We start from the raw sequence: 16,630 nt of genomic DNA, 5'->3' as shown, positions 1-16,630 counted from the left end.
TATACCGTAAGTGCAACTTTTCGGGGAGGACACATGACAGAGGGCCAGACCCGGGACACCACGTCCCCGACCGGGACGGGGTGGCTGCGCGACCAGGTCTGCGAGGGGATCCGCGACCAGATCATCGGCGGCAGGCTCAAGCCGGGCGACCGCCTCGTCGAGCGGGACGTGGCCGAGGAGTTCGGCGTCTCCCGCATCCCGGTGCGCGAGGCCATCCGCATCCTGATGAGCGAGGGGTTCCTCCAGGCCCTGTCCCCGCGGCGCATCGTCGTCAAGGAGCTGTCACGCCAGGACGTGGCGAACCTCTTCGACCTGCGCGAGGCACTTGAGGTCCTCGCGGCGCGCCGCGCGGCGGAGAACGCGGACGATGTTCAACTCCGGCAGATGCAGCGCCTGTTGGAGAGCGCCCGCAAGGCAACGCTCGCCGGTCGCCCCGAGCGCGTGTCGCGCGCCAACACGGCGTTCCACCACCACATCGTCGAGATGGCGGGCAACGAACTCCTCGCCGCGACCCTCGAACCCCTGGAGGGCCGGCTGCGCTGGCTGTTCCATCAGATCGACGACCCCACGTCGGTGTGGGAGGAGCACCGACGTCTCTACGAGACGATCGCCGCGGCCGACCCCGAGGCGGCGGCCGCGTGCGCGCTCCGGCATGTGCGCCACTACAGGGAGGTGGCGCTGCGCCTCCTGTTCGACGCGCCCGACACCTACTGAGCCGCGGGGCCGGCCGCCCACCGGTCGGCCCACGGCGCCACCCGCTCGAACGCGGCGGCGGCGCGCATGAGTTGGCCATCGCGCCACTTGGAAGGACTCAGAAGGCGCGGGCGGTCAGTGTCCCGCGAGGAGCTTCACCCCCACCACGCCGACCCCGATCACGGCGTCGACCACGGCCGCCAGGCTCGACGCGAGCAGCCCGCCGCCCATCCGGCGGCCACCCTCGAAGCCCCAGGCAGCGAGGCCGGCGACGCCCACACCGGCCGCGATCCACAGAGCGGTGTCGAGGTCGAGGGCGCCTGTCGCGGACAGCGCGTCCATCACCAGCGGGCCGGCCGCGGACGACAGGAGAGGGCTGCTGACGTACAGCATGTGACGCGCCTCGGCGCGCTCCGGAAACCGCTTGTGCACGACGCGGTGCGACTGCACGTCCGCCACCAGCGTGGCCAGCCACAGGCCGACCGCGGTTCCCGTCACATAGGCGGCAGCGGTCCAGTGCCCGGTGTGCGGGTTCTGCGCGAGTCCCACGACCACCGCGAGCATCGTGATCGCGGCTTGAAGTGCTCTCCCTCGCAAACGAGGGAGATTCCTGCCTACCTTGCGGTGGCGGGCTTGGCGCCACGGGTGCGCCTGACGACTGCCCTCCCGGCAGCCGGGATCGCCACGAGGCCGATCCGGTACAGGTGCAAGATGTTCCGTGCTGCGTTCCAGTCGGCGTTGCCGGACCAGTCGCAGTCTGGGTTCTTGCACACGAACGTGGCCTGGTCCTCCCTGCTGCCCGCTGTGGTCAACCCACAGGCTGAACAGCGCAGGGAGGTGCCAGGGGCGGGGACCTTGACGAGGGTGCCGCCGTGGCGGCCGGTCTTGTACGTCAGCATGGTCACGGTGCGGCCCCATGCCTCCTGGCTGATGGAGCGGTTCAGGCCGGACTTCTGCGCGACGTTCTTCCCGGGTTCCTCGACGGTGCCCCTCGCGGACTTGACCATGCTCGTGATGTTGAGCTGTTCCACCACGACCGTGCCGTACTGCCTGGCGATGCTGGTCGTGGTCTTGTGCTGCCAGTCAACGGCACGGCGCGTGGCTTTTGCGCGGAGCTGCTTGATCTGGTCATAGGTGTGTTGCAAGCGGCGAGAAGTCTTCTCTCCGCGCCCCCAGTGCTGCTTACGCTGGGCAGCGCGTCGTTCCAGGCCAAGCAGCTTGGCCTTCTCCCGCGGGTTCAGCCACTTGTCGCGGTCGGCCTTCCCATCGGGGAGACGGGGCGGTCGTGCGTGGTCCTGGTGATTGCCGTCCGACAGGGCCAGGGGCAGGTTGACTCCGGCGTCGATCCCGATCTCCGGCCCCTGGTGGGGCTCAGGCTTGGCCTCAAGCGTCTGGACGCGGAAGGTGATATGCCAGCCGAGCGCGTCCTTGACCAGCCGCGCCCCGGTGATCCGGTTGTCGTTGTCGGCATGTTTTCCCACGGGCAGGTTCCTGGTCCAGCGGAACCGGACCCGGCCGATCTTGGGGATATTGACCATGCCCCAACGGCGGTGCACACGGCGGATGTTCAAGTCCCGCCCCTGCGGGATATCCACCGACATCACCGTGCGCAAACGGGCCTTGAAGTTCGGCGCCTCCGCACGGCCGTCCCAGCAGTTCTTCCACGCCTGAAAGTACGTCTTCAGCACCGCCTGCCCGGCCTGGGCGGGGAGCACACCGAGCCAGTCGATCTCCTTACGGGCCTGGCGGATCGCCGCATCGGCCGCAGCCAGGGAACGCTGCCCCTTGGGGAGCATCGTCCACCAGTCGTGCAGGCAGTTCCACATGGTGCGGGCCGCGTGCGCCTGGCCGTCCATGAGCCGGATCTGTGCAGGCGTCAGCACAAGCCGAGCACGATGCCCGAACTGCCGCTTCTCTCCTGCGAGTTCACTACACACGTGAACACTCTATCCTTTGGTGTTTGTCACCAAGTCCCGGCACAGGGCACTCACAGACCCCATGTTGACGCGGTGCGAGGAGATCATGCGGGAGGTCTGCGAGGACTTCGAGGCCGAGCTGAAGCAGTTCAACGGCGAGGAAGACCACGTGCACCTGTTGGTGCACTACCCCCTAAGGTTCAGCTCTCCAAGCTGGTCAACTCCCTCAAAGGAGTCTCCTCCAGGTACCTGCGCAAGGAATACGACGCGCACGTCCGCCCGCACCTATGGGGCGGCCACTTCTGGTCCGGCTCATACTTCGCCGGAAGCTGCGGCGGAGCACCGCTGACCGCCGTACGCCAGTACATCGAGAACCAGCAGCGCCCCTCATGACCAGGCCGGCGAACAGCGCAGATCCATGCTCACAGCTAAGGCCAGAACAGCACCGAAATGCCTTCACCTCCCCCGTGAACGGGGGAGCACTGCGCAAGGTCAGATGTAGATCCGCCCCTTCAGCCGCTCGCGCAGGGTGTTGAGCAACTCCCCTTTATTCTCCACATTCACTGCCATGCGCGAACAATAAATGCAGCGCCCGTCGGGAGGTCACTCCCGCCGGGCGCTGCACCGGTGTCCACCGTGACGCGCCTACGGCTTGCGCGCCACCACGGCGTAGATTCCTCCGTCCTCCGCGCGCGGGGCCACCGTTCCCCGGAACCACTCCGTCGCCGTCACCAGGCCCGGCTCCACGACTTCGAGCCCCTCGAAGAAGCGGCCGACCCCGTCGCGCGAACGGAACCCGAGCTCGATCCCGCCCTTCGCGTACTCGGCCGTCACCTGCGCGGAAAGCTCCGGGAAGATGTCGGACGACGCGTGCGACAGCACGAGATAACTGCCGGAGGGCAGCGCTTCCACCAGGGTGGAGACGATGTCGTACGGCTCCTGCTCCCCGGGCAGGAAGTGCATGAGCGCGATGAGCGAGAGCGCGATCGGCCGGTCGAAGTCGAGCAGCTTGCGGGCGTGATCGAGGATCTCCCGGGGCGCGCGCACATCCCCCTGGACGTAGTCGGTCATGCCCTCGGGACTGCTGACGAGCAGGGCCTCGGCATGCCGCAGCACGATGGGGTCGTTGTCCGTGTAGACGACGCGCGACTCGGAACGGATCCCCTGGACGATCTGGTGCAGGTTCGGCGCGGTCGGGATCCCGGTGCCGATGTCGAGGAACTGGTCGACGCCGGTGCCCGCCAGCCACGCGACGGCGCGGTGCATGAACTCACGGTTCTGGCGCGCCGCGTCCCGCGCCTGGGGAGGCAGTTGCTCCCCCACCTCCTCGTCGACGGGGTAGTTGTCCTTGCCGCCGAGGAGATAGTCGTAGACACGGGCCGGGTGGGGCTTGCTGGTGTCTATCCGGGGGGTGAGTGGTGTCTCTGCCGTCATGGCCACGCAGTCTGCCACAGCAACTCGCCTGTCAGTACGGATGGTTGGCGGGCGTCCTGCGGTCGGTCAGCTCACACTGACCGATGTGTCGTCGACGACGAACGACGTCTGGAGGGTGGACCCTTCCGTGCCGGTCAGTTTCACGGTCACCGGCTGCCCCGCGTACGCGCCCAGGTTGAACGTCTTGAGCGCGTAGCCCGAGGCCGCGTCGAGGTTGGAGTACGTGCCGAGCGTCGACAGGACCGTGCCGCCGCTGTTGAGTACCTGCACCTTGAGGGTGTCGTACGCCGTAGTGGTGGTGGTCTCGGCCGTGTCGATGTGGAGGTAGAGGCTGAGGGTGGCCGCGCAGCCGGTCGGGATGTTCACCGTCTGCGACAGGGTGTCGGTGTGGGCGGAGCCGTAACCGTTCATCCAGGCCTTGTAGGTGCCGGTGCGCGCGGGTTCGGCGGTGTCGTTGGTGATGACGCCGCTGGAGGCGGTCCAGGTGGTGCTGCCCGACTCGAAGCCCGGGTTGCCGAGGAGCTGGGCGGCGGTGCAGGTGCCACCGCCTCCCCCGCTGCTGCCGGTGGCTCCGGAGAGCCACTCGGTGGCGTTCAGGGCGAGGGGCGCGTTCGTGCCCGCCGGGTCGTTCCAGCCGTCGTAGAGCGTGTTGCCGGACTGGCCCGTGCCGTCGTCGATCGGGGAGCTGTCGCCCCAGAACGCGACGCGGCCGCTGCCGAACGTGCTGGTGGCGAAGAAGGCGCCCGTGTTGCCGGAGGAGCCGGTGCGGTAGACGAGGCCCTTGACCGAGGAGTTGTCGGCCGGCTTGAGCGTGGCCGTGGTGCCGCTGCGGATGATGCTGCCGCCGACCTTGCCGAACGACCCGTTGATGACGGGGTCGGTGGTGGAGGTGATGGCCTTCGGGTTGTCGGTGCTGATGCTCAGTGTGTCGACGGAGAAGCCGAACGGGTCCGTGGAGTCGACGGAGTTGTTGGTCATGAGGTCGTTGATGACCTCGACCGCGTCGATGCCGTCGTTGTTGCGGTCCGCGCCGGTGTGGTCGGAGATGAGGAAGAGGCCGCCGCCGTTCTGGACGAACTTCATGACGGCGGTCTTCTCCGCCGCGCTGAGCAGCACGTTCGGCTCGGGCAGCACGAACGTGTCGAAGTTCTTGAGGTCCAGGGCCGACGAGGTCCCGTACGTGATGGTGTTGCCGGACGGCAGCGTCTTGAGCGCGTAGTCGCCGGTCTTCTGAAGGCCCACGCCCCATGCGGAGAGCGCGCCCGTCCAGTCGTTCTCGGCCGAGGGGGTCGCGTCCTGGCCGAGCGGGTCGGGCTGGCTGGTGCCGATGATCCAGTCGGCGTTGCCGGCGGTCTCGGCCTTGGTGTTGTCGAAGAGCACGCGGTGGGGCGTCGCGGCGGCGGCCGGGGTGGCGGCCGAACCGGCCGTGACACCGGCGAGAAGCATCCCGAACACGCCCGCCGCACACGCGATGCGGCGGCGGTTCCGTGTGGATCTGAGCATCCGTCATACCTCCGTGAGGGGTGGGGAGAAGGCGGTGCGGGCGCTGAGTCTGCGCGCGTAGAACGTCGCCCGTGAGTGGGGAGGACCACGCGTGATTGAACAGTACATGGCAATACCGTGCCCCGACAGGGCGCCGCGAGCCGACCGTCCGCGTCACCGCGGGCAGGTGCCCCGCATCACTGCAGGCCGATACGCCGCGCGATCTCCTCGGTGTGCCGCAGGCGCGCGGGCGCGTCGTCTCCGAGGGCCGCGACGACTCCGGCGACGACGGTCTCGACCACAGCGAGGGTGGGCACGAAGCTGTCGTACGGCGACGGCGTCGTGACCAGGCTGGACAGCACGACCTCGGCGTGCGTGGAGACCGGGGACAGCCATCTGTCGGTGAACAGGATGACCTTCGCGCCCTGTTCCAGGGCGAGTTGGGCCATGGTGACCTTGTCCTGCTCGTAACGGCGGTAGTCGAAGACGATCAGGACGTCGCGGCGGGTGAGCGCGCCGAGCACCGCGGTCCGCTCGACGTCGCCCGCGGGCAGGAGCCGGATGTCACCGCGCAACTGCATGAGGTGCAGTCCGAGGTACTGGGCGAGGAGATGGGTGAAGCGGCCGCCGGCCAGCGTGATGCGCCGCTTGCCGTCGGCCAGGAGCGAGACGGCGTGTTCCAGATCGTGCGACGGGAGTTCGGTGAGGGTCTGGGCGACGGCGGAGCTGAACAGCCGGCTGCCCTGCCCGAGAAGGGACACGTCGCCGTCCGCCGCCTCGTCGGTGCGGGCGCGGTCGGCGGTTTCGTACAGGGACAGGGGCGACGCGTTGCGTTCGTCGAGTTCCTCGCGCAGGGCGGTCTGGAAGTCGGGGAAGCCGCGGTAGCCGAGCCGGTTGACGAAGCGGATGACGGTCGGAGCGCTGACGCCCGCCCGCTCGGCGAGGACGGCGACGGTCTCGAAGCCGGCGGAGGGGTAATTGGCCAGGAGGACGCGGGCGACCTTGCGCTCGGCAGGGCTGAGGTCGCCCAGCTTGTGCCGGATCACGTCGGCGAGTGCGCCGGAGGCCATCGCGGATTCCTTCCTCGGTCGTCGGCGGGCGTGGGCCCGCGGGCCGAGCCTAATGCCGATCTCCGGAGCTGTGGTCCCGGCCGTCGCCGCGCCCCGGCACCGCGACGGGTGCTCCCGCACCGGGCAACGGCGCGATGAACCGGTGCGGGAGCGTCGGGGGCAGCATCAGTCGCTGCGGCTGTCGCCCAGGTCGGCGAGGAGAGAGGCGAGCAGGGCGACCCGGGCCGGGACCGTACTGACGTCGAGCCACTCCTCGGGGGTGTGGTCGGCGCCGCCGACCGGTCCCAGGCCGTCCAGTGTCGGGACCCCTGTGCTGGCGATGGTGTTGGCGTCCCCCACGCCGCCCGTCGCCGTGGCTCCGAAGGACAGGCCCAGGCGTACGCCGATGGCCTTGGCCCGGTCGAGCATCCGGCGGGAGGCGTCGGTGTCCTCCATCGGGGGGCAGGATTCGAGTCCCTCGACGGTGACGCGGGTGCCGGGGACGACAGGCCGCGCAGCGGCCTCCTCGATGGCGGCGGTGGCCTGGCGCATGCCGCTGTCACTGGCCGAGCGGATCTCGACGAGGAGTTCCGCCTCGGGGCAGACGATGTTGAAGCGGCTGCCCGCGCGGACGACGCCGACATTGAGGGTGACGCCCTCCCACATGCCGTTCAGCGCCTGGATCGCGATGACGAGGTGGGCGGCGGCCAGAGCCGCGTTCGCTCCCCGTTCGGGTTCGATGCCCGCGTGCGCGGCGCGGCCGGTGACGGTGAGACTGAAGTCGGCCACGCCCTTGCGGGCGATGACCAGGTCGCCGTTCTCCCGGGCGCATTCGAGGGCGAGGGCGTAGTGCGCCCCCTCGGCGGCCCGCCGGGTGACCGGTCTGCTGGCGGGTGAGCCGATCTCCTCGTCCGGCGTGGCGAGGAAGACGAGTTCCGCGTAGTCCTCGACGCCGGCCCGGGCGAGGATCTCGAGGGCGGCCAGTCCTGCGACCATGCCTCCCTTGTCGTCGCTGACGCCGGGGCCGTGGGCGAGGGATCCGCTGAGGGAGAAGGGGCGTTCGGCAGCGGTCCCGTCGTCGAAGACGGTGTCCATGTGCGCGGCGAGCAAGAGTCTGCGGCCTCCGTCGGCGACGGCGAGGCGACCTTGTCTGCGCCCGATGAGCACATCTCCGGTGCGGTGTCCGTGGGTCGGCGGCAGCGGGACGCGTTCCACGGAGAAGCCCAGACGATCGAGACGGGCCCGGACCAGGTCGGCGACCCGGTTGACGCCGTCGAAGCTGTACGAGCCGGAGTCGATCGCGACGAGTTCGGCCAGGTCTTCGAGGTACCGCGGCTGGTGTGCGTGGGACAGGGCCAGCAGCGCCTCGTCGAGGGGCTGCTGACGGGGCGGGGCGCTCACAGGACCTTCGACAGGAAGGCGCGGGTGCGCTCCTGCTCCGGTGCGGCCAGGACCCGTCGGGGGTCACCGGATTCGACGACGACACCTTCGTCCATGAAGACGGCCAGGTCACCGACTTCGCGGGCGAAGCCGATCTCGTGCGTGACGACGACCATGGTCATGCCGTCGTCCGCGAGCCGGCGCATGACGTCGAGGACGTCTCCGACGAGTTCGGGATCGAGCGCCGACGTCGGTTCGTCGAACAGCATCAGCTTCGGTTTCATGGCGAGGGCGCGGGCGATGGCGACGCGCTGCTGCTGGCCGCCCGAGAGCTCGGCCGGGTAGTGGCCCTCCCGGTCGGCGAGCCCCACCTGGTCCAGCAGGGCCCTCGCCTCGTCGCGGGCCTGGTCCCTGGCGGCGCCGGCGACCTTGACGGGGGCTTCCATGACGTTCTCCAGGGCCGTCATGTGCGGGAAGAGGTTGAACCGCTGGAACACCATGCCGATGTCACGCCGCCGGGCGGCGACCTCGCGCTCACGCAACTCGTGGAGGCGGGTGCCCTGCGGACGATGGCCGACCGGTTCGCCGTCGACGGAGAGGCGACCGCCGTCGATCTTCTCCAGATGGTTGATGCACCGCAGGAACGTGGACTTGCCGGACCCCGAGGGCCCCAACAGGCAGCACACCTGGCCGCGTTCGACCGTCAGGTCGATGCCCTTGAGCACCTGGAGCTTGCCGAAGTGTTTGCGCACGCCCTCGGCGTGCACCATGGGCGCGTTCAACGGCCCGCCTCCTTCTGTGTGCGGCTGCGCAGGGCGGTGAGGGATCCGGCGCAGAGGCGCCGCAGTGGGGAGACCGCAGCGCCGCGGGCCGTGCCGCGCCCGTAGCGGCGTTCGAGCCACGCCTGCGGGACGCTCAGGACGCTGACCAGGGCCAGGTACCACAGGGACGCCACCACGAGCATGGGGATGACCTGGTAGTTCTGCCCGTACACGTCCTGGATGTTGGACATGAGGTCGTGCGCCGCGATCACCGACACGAGGGCGGTCATCTTGAGCATGTTGATCGTCTCGTTGCCCAGCGGCGGGATGATCACCCGCATCGCCTGGGGCAGCACGATCCGTCGCATGGTGAGCGCCGGGCGCATGCCGAGCGAGTGGGCCGCCTCGGTCTGTCCGGTGTCGACGGACCGGATCCCTGCGCGGACGATCTCGGAGGCATACGCGGCCTCGTTCAGGCCGAGCGCGAGCAGGGCGGCGACGGCAGGGGTGAGCAGGGTGTTGGTGTCGGCCTGGAAGAAGGTGACGCCGGTGAACGGGATGCCGACCATCACGTGCTGGTAGAGGGCTCCGGCGTATCCCCAGAAGATGATCTGTACGAGCAGTGGGGTGCCACGGAAGAGCCAGACGAACAGCGATGAAAGGCCATACAGGACCGGGTCGTCGGAGAGCCGCATGACGGCAACGAGGGTGCCGAGGACGAGGCCGAGGGTCATCGCGGCGACGGTCAGCCACAACGTGGTGGCCAGACCGTCGAAGATCAGCCCGGCGAACAGGTAGTGGCCGACGACGTCCCAGTGCAGGTTGCCGTTCTTCGCGAGCGAGCCGACGAGGCCGGCCAGCGCGGCGACCGCGGCCACCGCGGAGATCCAGCGGCCCCAGTGGCGGACGGGGACGATCTCGAAGGCGTCGGATGCGGGGGTCTCGCCCGTGCGCGGCGTCCCCATGGGGGTGGTGGTTGCCATCTCTAGTCCACCGCCGCGTTCTTGGTGGCTTCCTTCACGGCGATGGAGGCGACGCCGTACTTGTCGCAGATCTTGGTGAGGGTGCCGTCGTCGATCAGGGCCTGGAGCGCCCGCCGGATCGCGTCGGTCAGTTGCGGAAGTTGTCTGGAGACCGCGATGCCGTTGGGTGAGGCGCGGTAGCCTGCCGGCGCCTTGGGGTCCTCGGCCAGGTCGAAGGCCTTGCCGCCGTCGGCGGTCTTGGCCGACCATCCGGCGGCGGGTTTGGTGACGACCTCGGCCGTCACCTTGCCCGAGCGCAGGGCGAGTTGGGCGTCCGAGTCCTTGGGGAAGGTCTGGATGTCGGCCGCCTTCCGGCCGGCCGCCCGGCACGCGGCCTGGTGGGCCTCGAGCAGCTTGTACTGGTTGGTCGCCGCCTGGACGCCGACCTTCCTGCCGCAGAGGTCTTCCAGCGTACTGATCTTCGCCGGGTTGCCCTCGGTCACCAGGATGCCCGAGCCGGAACGCGAGTAGTCGACGAAGTCGACGACCTTCTGCCGCTCCTTGTTGTCGGTCAGGGCCGACATCGCGGCGTCGAACTTGCCGGCCTGGAGGGCGGGCACGATGCCGTCGAACTTCGTCGGGGTGAAGGCGAACCTGACGCCGAGCTTCGCGCCCAGGGCCTGGCCGAGGTCGTAGTCCAGGCCGGTCAGTTCGCTCTTCCCCTCGGTGACGAACATCGCGAACGGCGGGTAGGGGACGTCCGTGGCCACGCGCACGGTGCCCACCTTCTTGATCCGCTCGGGCAGGGCCTCGTGCAGTGCCACGTCTCGCGTGACCGTGACCCCGGCGATCCTGTCACGGGACGCCGGCTCAGCTCCGCCGGAGCCGCTCGCGCCGCAGCCGGAGACCACCACCAGAGCCGTGCAGGCCAGCACGGCAGTAGCCCCGCGGCGGGGCACAGAGATGTACATCAACGTCGTTCCCTCTCGGATGTCCGAAGCGCGCGGAATCACCTCCGCCGACGTCTCAGAAGTTACACATCAATGTTCGCTGTGGCTAGATGTAATAGACGTTACATACTTGGCTCGCGCTCGGGCAGGCGTCTGTTCCGTGTCTCGTCGGCAGATACGAGGCCCGACGCGCCCCTCAGTACCCGGGCGGACCTCGTCGTCGAGGCCGGCATGCCGGGCGTGCAGGTCTGACGGTGCTCTACGCGGCCACGGAGGCCGGCACCGGAGCGGGCGGACGAACGTCCGCCATGCGGCGCTCGGGTCCACGCCGCCGCAGCACCAGATGACCGACGAACGCGGCGGGCCCGAAGAAGATCTGCGCGGGCACGATCTCGGGGAGATGCCCGGTGAGCGCCTCGACCGTGACCGGCGTGAGGGTCGGCAGCAGCGCACCGAACACGGCGACGAGGCCGAGAGCGGTGGCGAGACCGGACCGCCCGTAGGCCTTGTACGCGACGGTGCTGTAGAGGGCGTACACGAGGAGGTCACCCATGCCGAGCACCGCGCCGAGGTCTCCGACGCGCAGGCCCGCGGAGGGCGCGAAGGCGTAGCCCTGCACGGCGTCGAAGAGCCGCTGGGTGATGGGCACGGCGGTGGCGAAGAATAGGTCGTACGCGGCGAGGGCGAGCGCGAACCGGGCGACGTGCCGCAGGCGGAGACCGCCCTGGGCGTTGAGGTTGGCGGCGCCGACCGCCATCAGCATGATGACGGTGCTGTTGATCAGCCAGTACGGCAGCGCATGGGTCGGGTCGTGTTCGGCGGTGCGCGCGGCGAACCAGTCGGCCGCGAGGAGCGCGGCGATGAGGAGCCACCGGAGCCGGGCGCTTCGGACCACGGGTCCGTAGGCGACGGCGAGGCCGCCCGCCAGGGTGAGGCCGAGGACGGGCGGCAGGAGCGCGCCGGGCAGGGCCAGGTAGAGGAACGGCAGGGCGATCACGAAGCCCATCATGATGACCATGTCGTTGCCGTTGAAGGCGCCGACTGCCGGTCTCGGCAGGGTGACGAGCCGGAAGTACGCGACGCCCGCGAGCGAGACGCCCAGGGCGATGCCCAGCGTGACGAGGGTGAAGAACACGGACTGTGCGGCGCTCACGAGGCCCTCCCGGCGAAGCTGTGCTCGACCAAGTCGCAGCGGTACCGCCGCAGTTGGTGTCCCTCGGCGTCGGTGAGGGCGACGGTCGCGTCGATGCCTGCCGCGGCGAGGCGGCCGGCGATGTCGGCCGGACTGTTGTCCGCGGCGCACGCGGCGGCGAGTTCGAGCCGTAGCCGGCCGTCGGTGACGTCGGTCCGGTAGCGCATGGGCCACCGGGCGCCCGGCAGCGCGTCGAGGACCTCGATGATGTCGCGCGGCATCACGGCCCCGGCGTGGGTGCTCAGCACGTGGTCGGCCTTGCCGAGGATGTGCGAGGTGGCCGGGACGTTCGCCATCTCGCAGGTGAGGGGCGCGTCGGGCAGGCGCCGCACAAGATCGCGGGTGTCGTAGCGGAAGAGCGGCATGCACTCCCGGTACGGGTAGAACGGGGTGGCGACGATGGTGCCGAGCGCACCGGGCTCGGCCGGCTCCCCGGTCTCCAGGTCACACACCTCGACGAGGCCGATCCCGGCGTCGATGTGCAGATGCCGCTGCGCGCAGATCGCGCCCGCGACCGGAGTCACCTCGGTCATGCCGTAGCCGTCGTGGACCGGGGCGCCGAAGGTCTCCTCGGCGGCCGAGGCCAGGGCGGGCGACAGGACTTCGCTTCCCACGTTGATGCGCCGCAGCCGGAAGTCGGCGGGGCCGAGGCCGCGTTCACGCGCGAGGATGACCAACTGGCCCAGGTAGCTCGGGTACGTGACCATCAGGGTCGGGGCGGGGGCGTCGGTGCCGACGGTGAGGTCGAGGGTCTCGTCGGGGGGCACCAGGCCGACCATGCGGATCGCTGCCCCGGCCATGCGGGCCACCTGCATCTCCGCGTACGCGGTGCCGGTGGCGCGGGAGCTGATGTTGAACTGGACGAGGTCCGTGGTGCGCACATTGCCGCGCAGGACCTGCGAGAGAGCCACCAGAGCGGGCCACAGCCGCTCCTCGTAGCGGGAGTACCAGACCTCGGCGGGGCGGCCCGTCGTGCCGGTGGTGCGCGAGGCGAGGAACGGCTCACCGCACAGAAAGTCACGGGACCGCTTGACGAGGTCCGTCTTCGTGGTGACGGGGACGCGGCCCATGGTGTCGACGGTCAGCGTGGCGGGGTCCACGCCCGCGGCCTCGAAGTGCTCGGCATAGAAAAGTGACTTGTCGGCCAGTCGCCCGGCCGTGCGGCGCAGGGCCTTGTTCGTCAGGTCGGCGCGCAGTTGCGGATCGGCGGCCGCGCCCCGCAGGAGTTGCTCGACGTCCTCTCCCGGCGAGCCGAACTCGGCGATCGTCGCCAGGGCGTCCTCGACCAGCCGCTCGGCGGACCGTACGTCGATGGGACGGCCGAGCACCATCGCCAGCGCCATTCGGAACTGCCGGATCCCCGCGTCGAACATGGTTCCTCCCCCGCCTCCGACACATCCCACACCGTGAACCGTGCCCCCTGAAACGGGGCAAAGAGACGGGGCGGGCGGCCGTCGCCGCCCGCCCCGTCACCGCGTCAGCTGGGACAGTTGGTGAAGAGCACCGCCGCCAGCGAACCCATGACGTACTTGGTGTGCTTGAGCGTGGAAACGATCGCGGACATTCGTAAACCCCCTCCATCGTTCGGATGGCCTTCACCGGCTGGTGAAAGCACAACGATGCTCATTGCGGCAAACTCTCCTGTCAAGAACGCGTCAGGCGATCCGTTGTCCGCACCGAAACATGCAATCGGACGAGTTCGTCCTGCGTCCGGCGGCTCCCGCATTCACGCGATGCGTTCCGGCGCCGCTCACGGTCATACACGGAGCAGCACGACGAGGCACGGCTACCCGGGCTCCTGAGGGCCACTGCGCCCGACCGGCCTCGGTGTGCTCCCTCTACGATGGCGCCATACCGCCGCTCATGTGCCGGCGGGCCGCCGGTCGGGAGGGGCCACCAATGATCATTTTCGGTACGCGGGGATATCTGTACCAGCTCGCGATGCTCACGTTCGTCTGTGGCAACTGCGGCAATCCCGCGGCGCACGCGCTGCGCAAGTACGTCACGAAGTTCACGCTGTTCTTCGTGCCGCTGTTCCCCATCTCCACCAAGTACCGCTCGCAGTGCACGTTCTGCGGGATCGAGCACCAGCTCGCCAAGGAGCAGGCGGAGGCGCTGCTCGCGCAGGCCGCCGCGCCCGCCGGTTACCCGGCGCAGGGCCAGCAGCAGCCGGGCCAGCCGCTCGGCCAGAACCCGTACCAGCAGTAGTCGTTCAGGGGCTGGCGGCGAACGGCGCCGTGAGGCGCAGCCGCCAGTCCCCGTCGGTGCGGACCACGAGATCGACGCGCCAGGCCGCCACGCGCAGCGGGAGCAGCGGCCGCACCCGGTCCCGCACGAGCTCCGCCTCCTCGTCCGTGGCCCCCGTCGCCAGCGTGACATGCGGCTCGGGACGCTCCCCGAACCGGCCGCCGTACGGGGCGATGTGCGGCCAGCGTGCGCAGAACGCGTCGGCCACGGGCTGCAGCGCGGGTACGGGGACGGCGACGAAGCGCGGAGCCGCCACGAAGTCCTTCAGATCCGTCTGGACCGCGGGCAGTGACGCCGCGAGGTCGCGCACCTCGGCGTCGACGTCCGCCGTCAGCTCTGCCGCGGGCAGGAACGGGTAGAGCAGCGAGACATGGGCCGGCAGGCCCTTTCTCACGAGCGCGGGGTTGATCTCCGCCGCGGCTGCGAGCAGCGGGTTCGCCATGGGCAGGGTGATGACCAGCGCGCTCCGGTCCTCCGGGGCGCTGCCCTCTCCGACGGCCGTCATGGCCACCTCACCTCCGTGCTGGGACATGCGTGCGGGGGCGGACCAGGAACGGCCCGCCCCCGCACATGTTCTCAGCCCTGAGCGGCGCTGCGGCGCTTGCGCGTCGCCCACACGAGGCCGCCACCCGCGAGGATCACCACGGCGGCCGCCCCGCCGATGAGCGGCGTGGCGCTGGACGAGCCCGTCTCGGCGAGGTCGCCCGAGTCGGCGCTCGGCTTGGACGAGGGCACCGCGGCAGCGGAGCTCGTCGCCGTGCTGGGCTTGTCGCTCGGCGTGGGAGACGCCGTGTCGGCCGGCTTGGACGGCGTCGGAGTCGGCTTCGGCGTGTCCGACGGCTTGGGCGTGCTGCCCTCGCACACCGGGGCCGTCTTCGTCTCGTCACGCGAGTACTGGTCGCCGTCGGCCGCCTTCACGACCAGGCGGACCTGGAGTTCCTTGCTGTGCTCGGGCAGGTCCAGCTTCTTGTGGAAATCGTTCTGGAACGTGGTGGTGGGCAGCAGGTCCTTTCCGTCCACCGTGACAGTCACCGTGTTGTCGGCCTTCGACCCGTAGTTGGTCAGGTCGAGGCTGACCTGGGAGCAGGTCAGCTCCCACACGGGGGTGTGCGCCTGCGCGGGGCTCGCGAAGAGCCCCACGCCGAACGCACCCGCAGTGGCGGCCGCTATGAGGGCGCCCGACGTCCGCCACGTCTTCTTGTTCTCAACCACAGAATTGTCCTCCGCGATGTTCGCCCCGTATGACAGTGCGCGCACCCTACCTCTGGCGCGTCCGGGGTTCACAACCGCCTCCCCCTTCCCCACGCGTCCCTGGCTCAGAGGGAGTTGGGAGCGTCCCCGAAGTCCGGGATGTCCAGACGTGCACCCCCGCGCAGGGCCGACTCGTGGGCGACGATGCCGGGCAGGGTGTAGCGGGCGGCCACCCACGCGTTCACCGACGGCAGGGTCCTCGTGGCGACGGCGGTGACGAAGTCGTCGACGAGGAAGTGGTGGCTTCCCTCGTGGCCGTTGGGCATGTGGTCGAACTCGCGGGGCAGCCGGGCGCGGTCGTGGACGGGCGCCGAGCCGGAGGTGAACGCGTCCCTGAGGGCGGGCGCGATGTGCTGGAGCGAGGGGTCGTCGGCCGGCAGCGTCGGCTTGGGCTGGAGGAGTTCCGAGATGTCCTGAACCCCCTTCTTGTCCTGCCAGAAGCTGACCGTGGCCAGCTGCTCCATGCTGGCGTCGGTGCCGAAGAACCGGAACCGTGATTCGCGGATGTGGGACGGATAGCCGACCCTGCGGAACTCGTTCGTACGGAACGAGCCGCCGCCCGCGACCTCGAAGAGCGCCGTCGCGTTCGACAGGTCGTTGCCGAACTGGCTGACCTCCTTGTCGAAGACCCCGTCACCGCGCTCGTCGGGCACACCGATCGCGGAGACGCTCACGGCGTGGGTCTGCCAGGCGCCGAGCACACCGCCGACGGAGTGCGTCGGGTAGAGCAGGGGCGGATAGCTGGCGGTGGCCTTCCAGTTGTCGCCGCCGCTGTACCGGTAGGCGTCGTAGAAGCCGAGGTCCATGTCGTGGACGTAGTCGCCCTCGGCGTAGAAGAGCCGGCCGAAGGCGCCGTCGGCGATCTGGTTGCGGGCGTGCACGGTCGCCGGGTTGTACTGGCTGGTCTCGCCCATCATGTACGTCAGCCCCGTGTCGCGCACGGCGTCGATGATGGCGGCGATCTCGTCCTCGGTGATCGCCATCGGCACCGCCGAGTACACGTGCTTCCCGGCGCGCAACGCCTGCAGGACGAGCGGGCCGTGGGTCCAGCGCTGGGTGAAGACCGCCACGGCGTCGACCGCGTCGGACTCCAGCATGGCGTCGAACGAGGGGAAGGTGCCGGTGAGCCGCTCGGCGGCGACGAGCTGTTCGGCGCGCTCCGGCAGCAGGTCCGTGACGTGGATGTCGCCGACACCGGGGTGGGCGCGGAACAGCTTGGCGAACTGCCCGGAGAACTGCCCGGCGCCGACGATGCCGATGGAGAACGTCATGAGGATCCCTTCACAGACTGAACTTCACTGAACTTCACTGGA

17 protein-coding genes and 1 pseudogene are annotated in these 16,630 nt (G+C 69.7%); 3 read left to right on the top strand and 15 right to left on the bottom strand.

Features of this window, described 5'->3' with window-relative positions; translation table 11 throughout:
- The first annotated feature begins 33 nt into the window (after positions 1-33).
- Positions 34-714 carry a GntR family transcriptional regulator gene (locus OG456_RS35830; RefSeq protein WP_266568408.1) on the top strand — a complete coding sequence of 227 codons (681 nt, stop codon included), beginning with the start codon at positions 34-36 and terminating at the stop codon, positions 712-714.
- A gap of 114 nt (positions 715-828) precedes the next feature.
- Here the strand turns inward: OG456_RS35830 and OG456_RS35825 are convergent, their stop codons facing one another.
- Together OG456_RS35825 and OG456_RS35820 are read right to left on the bottom strand one after the other, a co-directional pair.
- On the bottom strand, positions 829-1,257 hold the full coding sequence (locus OG456_RS35825) for a hypothetical protein (RefSeq protein ID WP_323136418.1): 429 nt from the start codon (positions 1,255-1,257) through the stop codon (positions 829-831).
- Between the two features lie 50 nt (positions 1,258-1,307).
- A complete protein-coding gene (locus OG456_RS35820) occupies positions 1,308-2,576 on the bottom strand; it encodes a transposase (protein WP_266568404.1) in 1,269 nt (422 codons plus the stop codon).
- A gap of 73 nt (positions 2,577-2,649) precedes the next feature.
- On the opposite strand from OG456_RS35820, the pseudogene tnpA reads away from it, so the two are divergent.
- A pseudogene (tnpA, locus tag OG456_RS35815) lies at positions 2,650-3,002 on the top strand (IS200/IS605 family transposase).
- A gap of 252 nt (positions 3,003-3,254) precedes the next feature.
- Here tnpA and OG456_RS35810 read toward each other — a convergent pair.
- The 10 genes from OG456_RS35810 to OG456_RS35765 all read right to left on the bottom strand — a co-directional run bounded on the left by OG456_RS35810 (position 3,255) and on the right by OG456_RS35765 (position 13,446).
- The gene (locus OG456_RS35810; RefSeq protein ID WP_266568402.1) at positions 3,255-4,043 is read right to left on the bottom strand and encodes an SAM-dependent methyltransferase; all 789 of its coding nucleotides are present in this window, start codon (positions 4,041-4,043) and stop codon (positions 3,255-3,257) included.
- Between the two features lie 66 nt (positions 4,044-4,109).
- The gene (locus tag OG456_RS35805) at positions 4,110-5,546 is read right to left on the bottom strand and encodes a hydrolase (RefSeq protein WP_266568400.1); all 1,437 of its coding nucleotides are present in this window, start codon (positions 5,544-5,546) and stop codon (positions 4,110-4,112) included.
- Between the two features lie 176 nt (positions 5,547-5,722).
- Entirely contained in the window at positions 5,723-6,595 is an 873-nt protein-coding gene (locus OG456_RS35800; protein ID WP_266568398.1) for a MurR/RpiR family transcriptional regulator, read from the bottom strand.
- Between the two features lie 165 nt (positions 6,596-6,760).
- Positions 6,761-7,975 carry a M20 family metallopeptidase gene (locus tag OG456_RS35795; RefSeq protein WP_266568396.1) on the bottom strand — a complete coding sequence of 405 codons (1,215 nt, stop codon included), beginning with the start codon at positions 7,973-7,975 and terminating at the stop codon, positions 6,761-6,763.
- Positions 7,972-8,724 (bottom strand): amino acid ABC transporter ATP-binding protein, encoded by a 753-nt coding sequence (locus OG456_RS35790; RefSeq protein ID WP_266569537.1) that lies wholly within the window; start codon positions 8,722-8,724, stop codon positions 7,972-7,974. The genes OG456_RS35795 and OG456_RS35790 overlap by 4 nt, the downstream gene beginning before the upstream one ends.
- Before the next feature lie 8 nt (positions 8,725-8,732).
- Complete coding sequence (locus OG456_RS35785) at positions 8,733-9,698, bottom strand: amino acid ABC transporter permease (RefSeq protein ID WP_266568394.1); 966 nt, start codon at positions 9,696-9,698, stop codon at positions 8,733-8,735.
- Between the two features lie 2 nt (positions 9,699-9,700).
- Entirely contained in the window at positions 9,701-10,648 is a 948-nt protein-coding gene (locus OG456_RS35780) for an ABC transporter substrate-binding protein (RefSeq protein WP_266568392.1), read from the bottom strand.
- 238 nt (positions 10,649-10,886) lie between these two features.
- Complete coding sequence (locus OG456_RS35775) at positions 10,887-11,780, bottom strand: hypothetical protein (protein WP_266568390.1); 894 nt, start codon at positions 11,778-11,780, stop codon at positions 10,887-10,889.
- Complete coding sequence (locus tag OG456_RS35770; protein ID WP_266568388.1) at positions 11,777-13,192, bottom strand: phenylacetate--CoA ligase family protein; 1,416 nt, start codon at positions 13,190-13,192, stop codon at positions 11,777-11,779. The genes OG456_RS35775 and OG456_RS35770 overlap by 4 nt, the downstream gene beginning before the upstream one ends.
- Before the next feature lie 104 nt (positions 13,193-13,296).
- Positions 13,297-13,446 carry a hypothetical protein gene (locus tag OG456_RS35765; RefSeq protein WP_165914302.1) on the bottom strand — a complete coding sequence of 50 codons (150 nt, stop codon included), beginning with the start codon at positions 13,444-13,446 and terminating at the stop codon, positions 13,297-13,299.
- A 272-nt stretch (positions 13,447-13,718) separates the two neighbouring features.
- Here OG456_RS35765 and OG456_RS35760 point away from each other — a divergent pair, with 272 nt between their 5' ends.
- Positions 13,719-14,027: a zinc-ribbon domain-containing protein gene (locus OG456_RS35760; protein WP_266568386.1), complete on the top strand. Its 309-nt coding sequence runs from the start codon at positions 13,719-13,721 to the stop codon at positions 14,025-14,027.
- Positions 14,028-14,031: 4 nt separating this feature from the next.
- Here the strand turns inward: OG456_RS35760 and OG456_RS35755 are convergent, their stop codons facing one another.
- The 3 genes from OG456_RS35755 to OG456_RS35745 all read right to left on the bottom strand — a co-directional run bounded on the left by OG456_RS35755 (position 14,032) and on the right by OG456_RS35745 (position 16,588).
- The gene (locus tag OG456_RS35755; protein WP_266568384.1) at positions 14,032-14,571 is read right to left on the bottom strand and encodes a 2'-5' RNA ligase family protein; all 540 of its coding nucleotides are present in this window, start codon (positions 14,569-14,571) and stop codon (positions 14,032-14,034) included.
- 71 nt (positions 14,572-14,642) lie between these two features.
- On the bottom strand, positions 14,643-15,278 hold the full coding sequence (locus OG456_RS35750) for an LAETG motif-containing sortase-dependent surface protein (protein WP_266568382.1): 636 nt from the start codon (positions 15,276-15,278) through the stop codon (positions 14,643-14,645).
- Between the two features lie 104 nt (positions 15,279-15,382).
- Complete coding sequence (locus OG456_RS35745; protein WP_266568380.1) at positions 15,383-16,588, bottom strand: Gfo/Idh/MocA family protein; 1,206 nt, start codon at positions 16,586-16,588, stop codon at positions 15,383-15,385.
- Positions 16,589-16,630: the final 42 nt, after the last annotated feature.

This window comes from Streptomyces sp. NBC_01446 (assembly GCF_026340095.1).
In the GTDB taxonomy this organism is placed as follows: Bacteria; Actinomycetota; Actinomycetes; order Streptomycetales; family Streptomycetaceae; genus Streptomyces; species Streptomyces aureus.
Note: the sequence above shows the minus strand (reverse complement) of the source record. Positions and strands in the feature narration are given on the sequence as shown.

Bases quoted from the DNA above. Each gene is read 5' to 3' on its own strand.
- OG456_RS35830 (WP_266568408.1), top strand. From the start codon at position 34: ATGACAGAGGGCCAGACCCGGGACACCACGTCCCCGACCGGGACGGGG.
- OG456_RS35825 (WP_323136418.1), bottom strand. From the start codon at position 1,257: ATGCTCGCGGTGGTCGTGGGACTCGCGCAGAACCCGCACACCGGGCAC.
- OG456_RS35810 (WP_266568402.1), bottom strand. From the start codon at position 4,043: ATGACGGCAGAGACACCACTCACCCCCCGGATAGACACCAGCAAGCCC.
- OG456_RS35805 (WP_266568400.1), bottom strand. From the start codon at position 5,546: ATGCTCAGATCCACACGGAACCGCCGCCGCATCGCGTGTGCGGCGGGC.
- OG456_RS35800 (WP_266568398.1), bottom strand. From the start codon at position 6,595: ATGGCCTCCGGCGCACTCGCCGACGTGATCCGGCACAAGCTGGGCGAC.
- OG456_RS35790 (WP_266569537.1), bottom strand. From the start codon at position 8,724: ATGGTGCACGCCGAGGGCGTGCGCAAACACTTCGGCAAGCTCCAGGTG.
- OG456_RS35785 (WP_266568394.1), bottom strand. From the start codon at position 9,698: ATGGCAACCACCACCCCCATGGGGACGCCGCGCACGGGCGAGACCCCC.
- OG456_RS35780 (WP_266568392.1), bottom strand. From the start codon at position 10,648: ATGTACATCTCTGTGCCCCGCCGCGGGGCTACTGCCGTGCTGGCCTGC.
- OG456_RS35770 (WP_266568388.1), bottom strand. From the start codon at position 13,192: ATGTTCGACGCGGGGATCCGGCAGTTCCGAATGGCGCTGGCGATGGTG.
- OG456_RS35765 (WP_165914302.1), bottom strand. From the start codon at position 13,446: ATGAGCATCGTTGTGCTTTCACCAGCCGGTGAAGGCCATCCGAACGAT.
- OG456_RS35760 (WP_266568386.1), top strand. From the start codon at position 13,719: ATGATCATTTTCGGTACGCGGGGATATCTGTACCAGCTCGCGATGCTC.
- OG456_RS35755 (WP_266568384.1), bottom strand. From the start codon at position 14,571: ATGACGGCCGTCGGAGAGGGCAGCGCCCCGGAGGACCGGAGCGCGCTG.
- OG456_RS35745 (WP_266568380.1), bottom strand. From the start codon at position 16,588: ATGACGTTCTCCATCGGCATCGTCGGCGCCGGGCAGTTCTCCGGGCAG.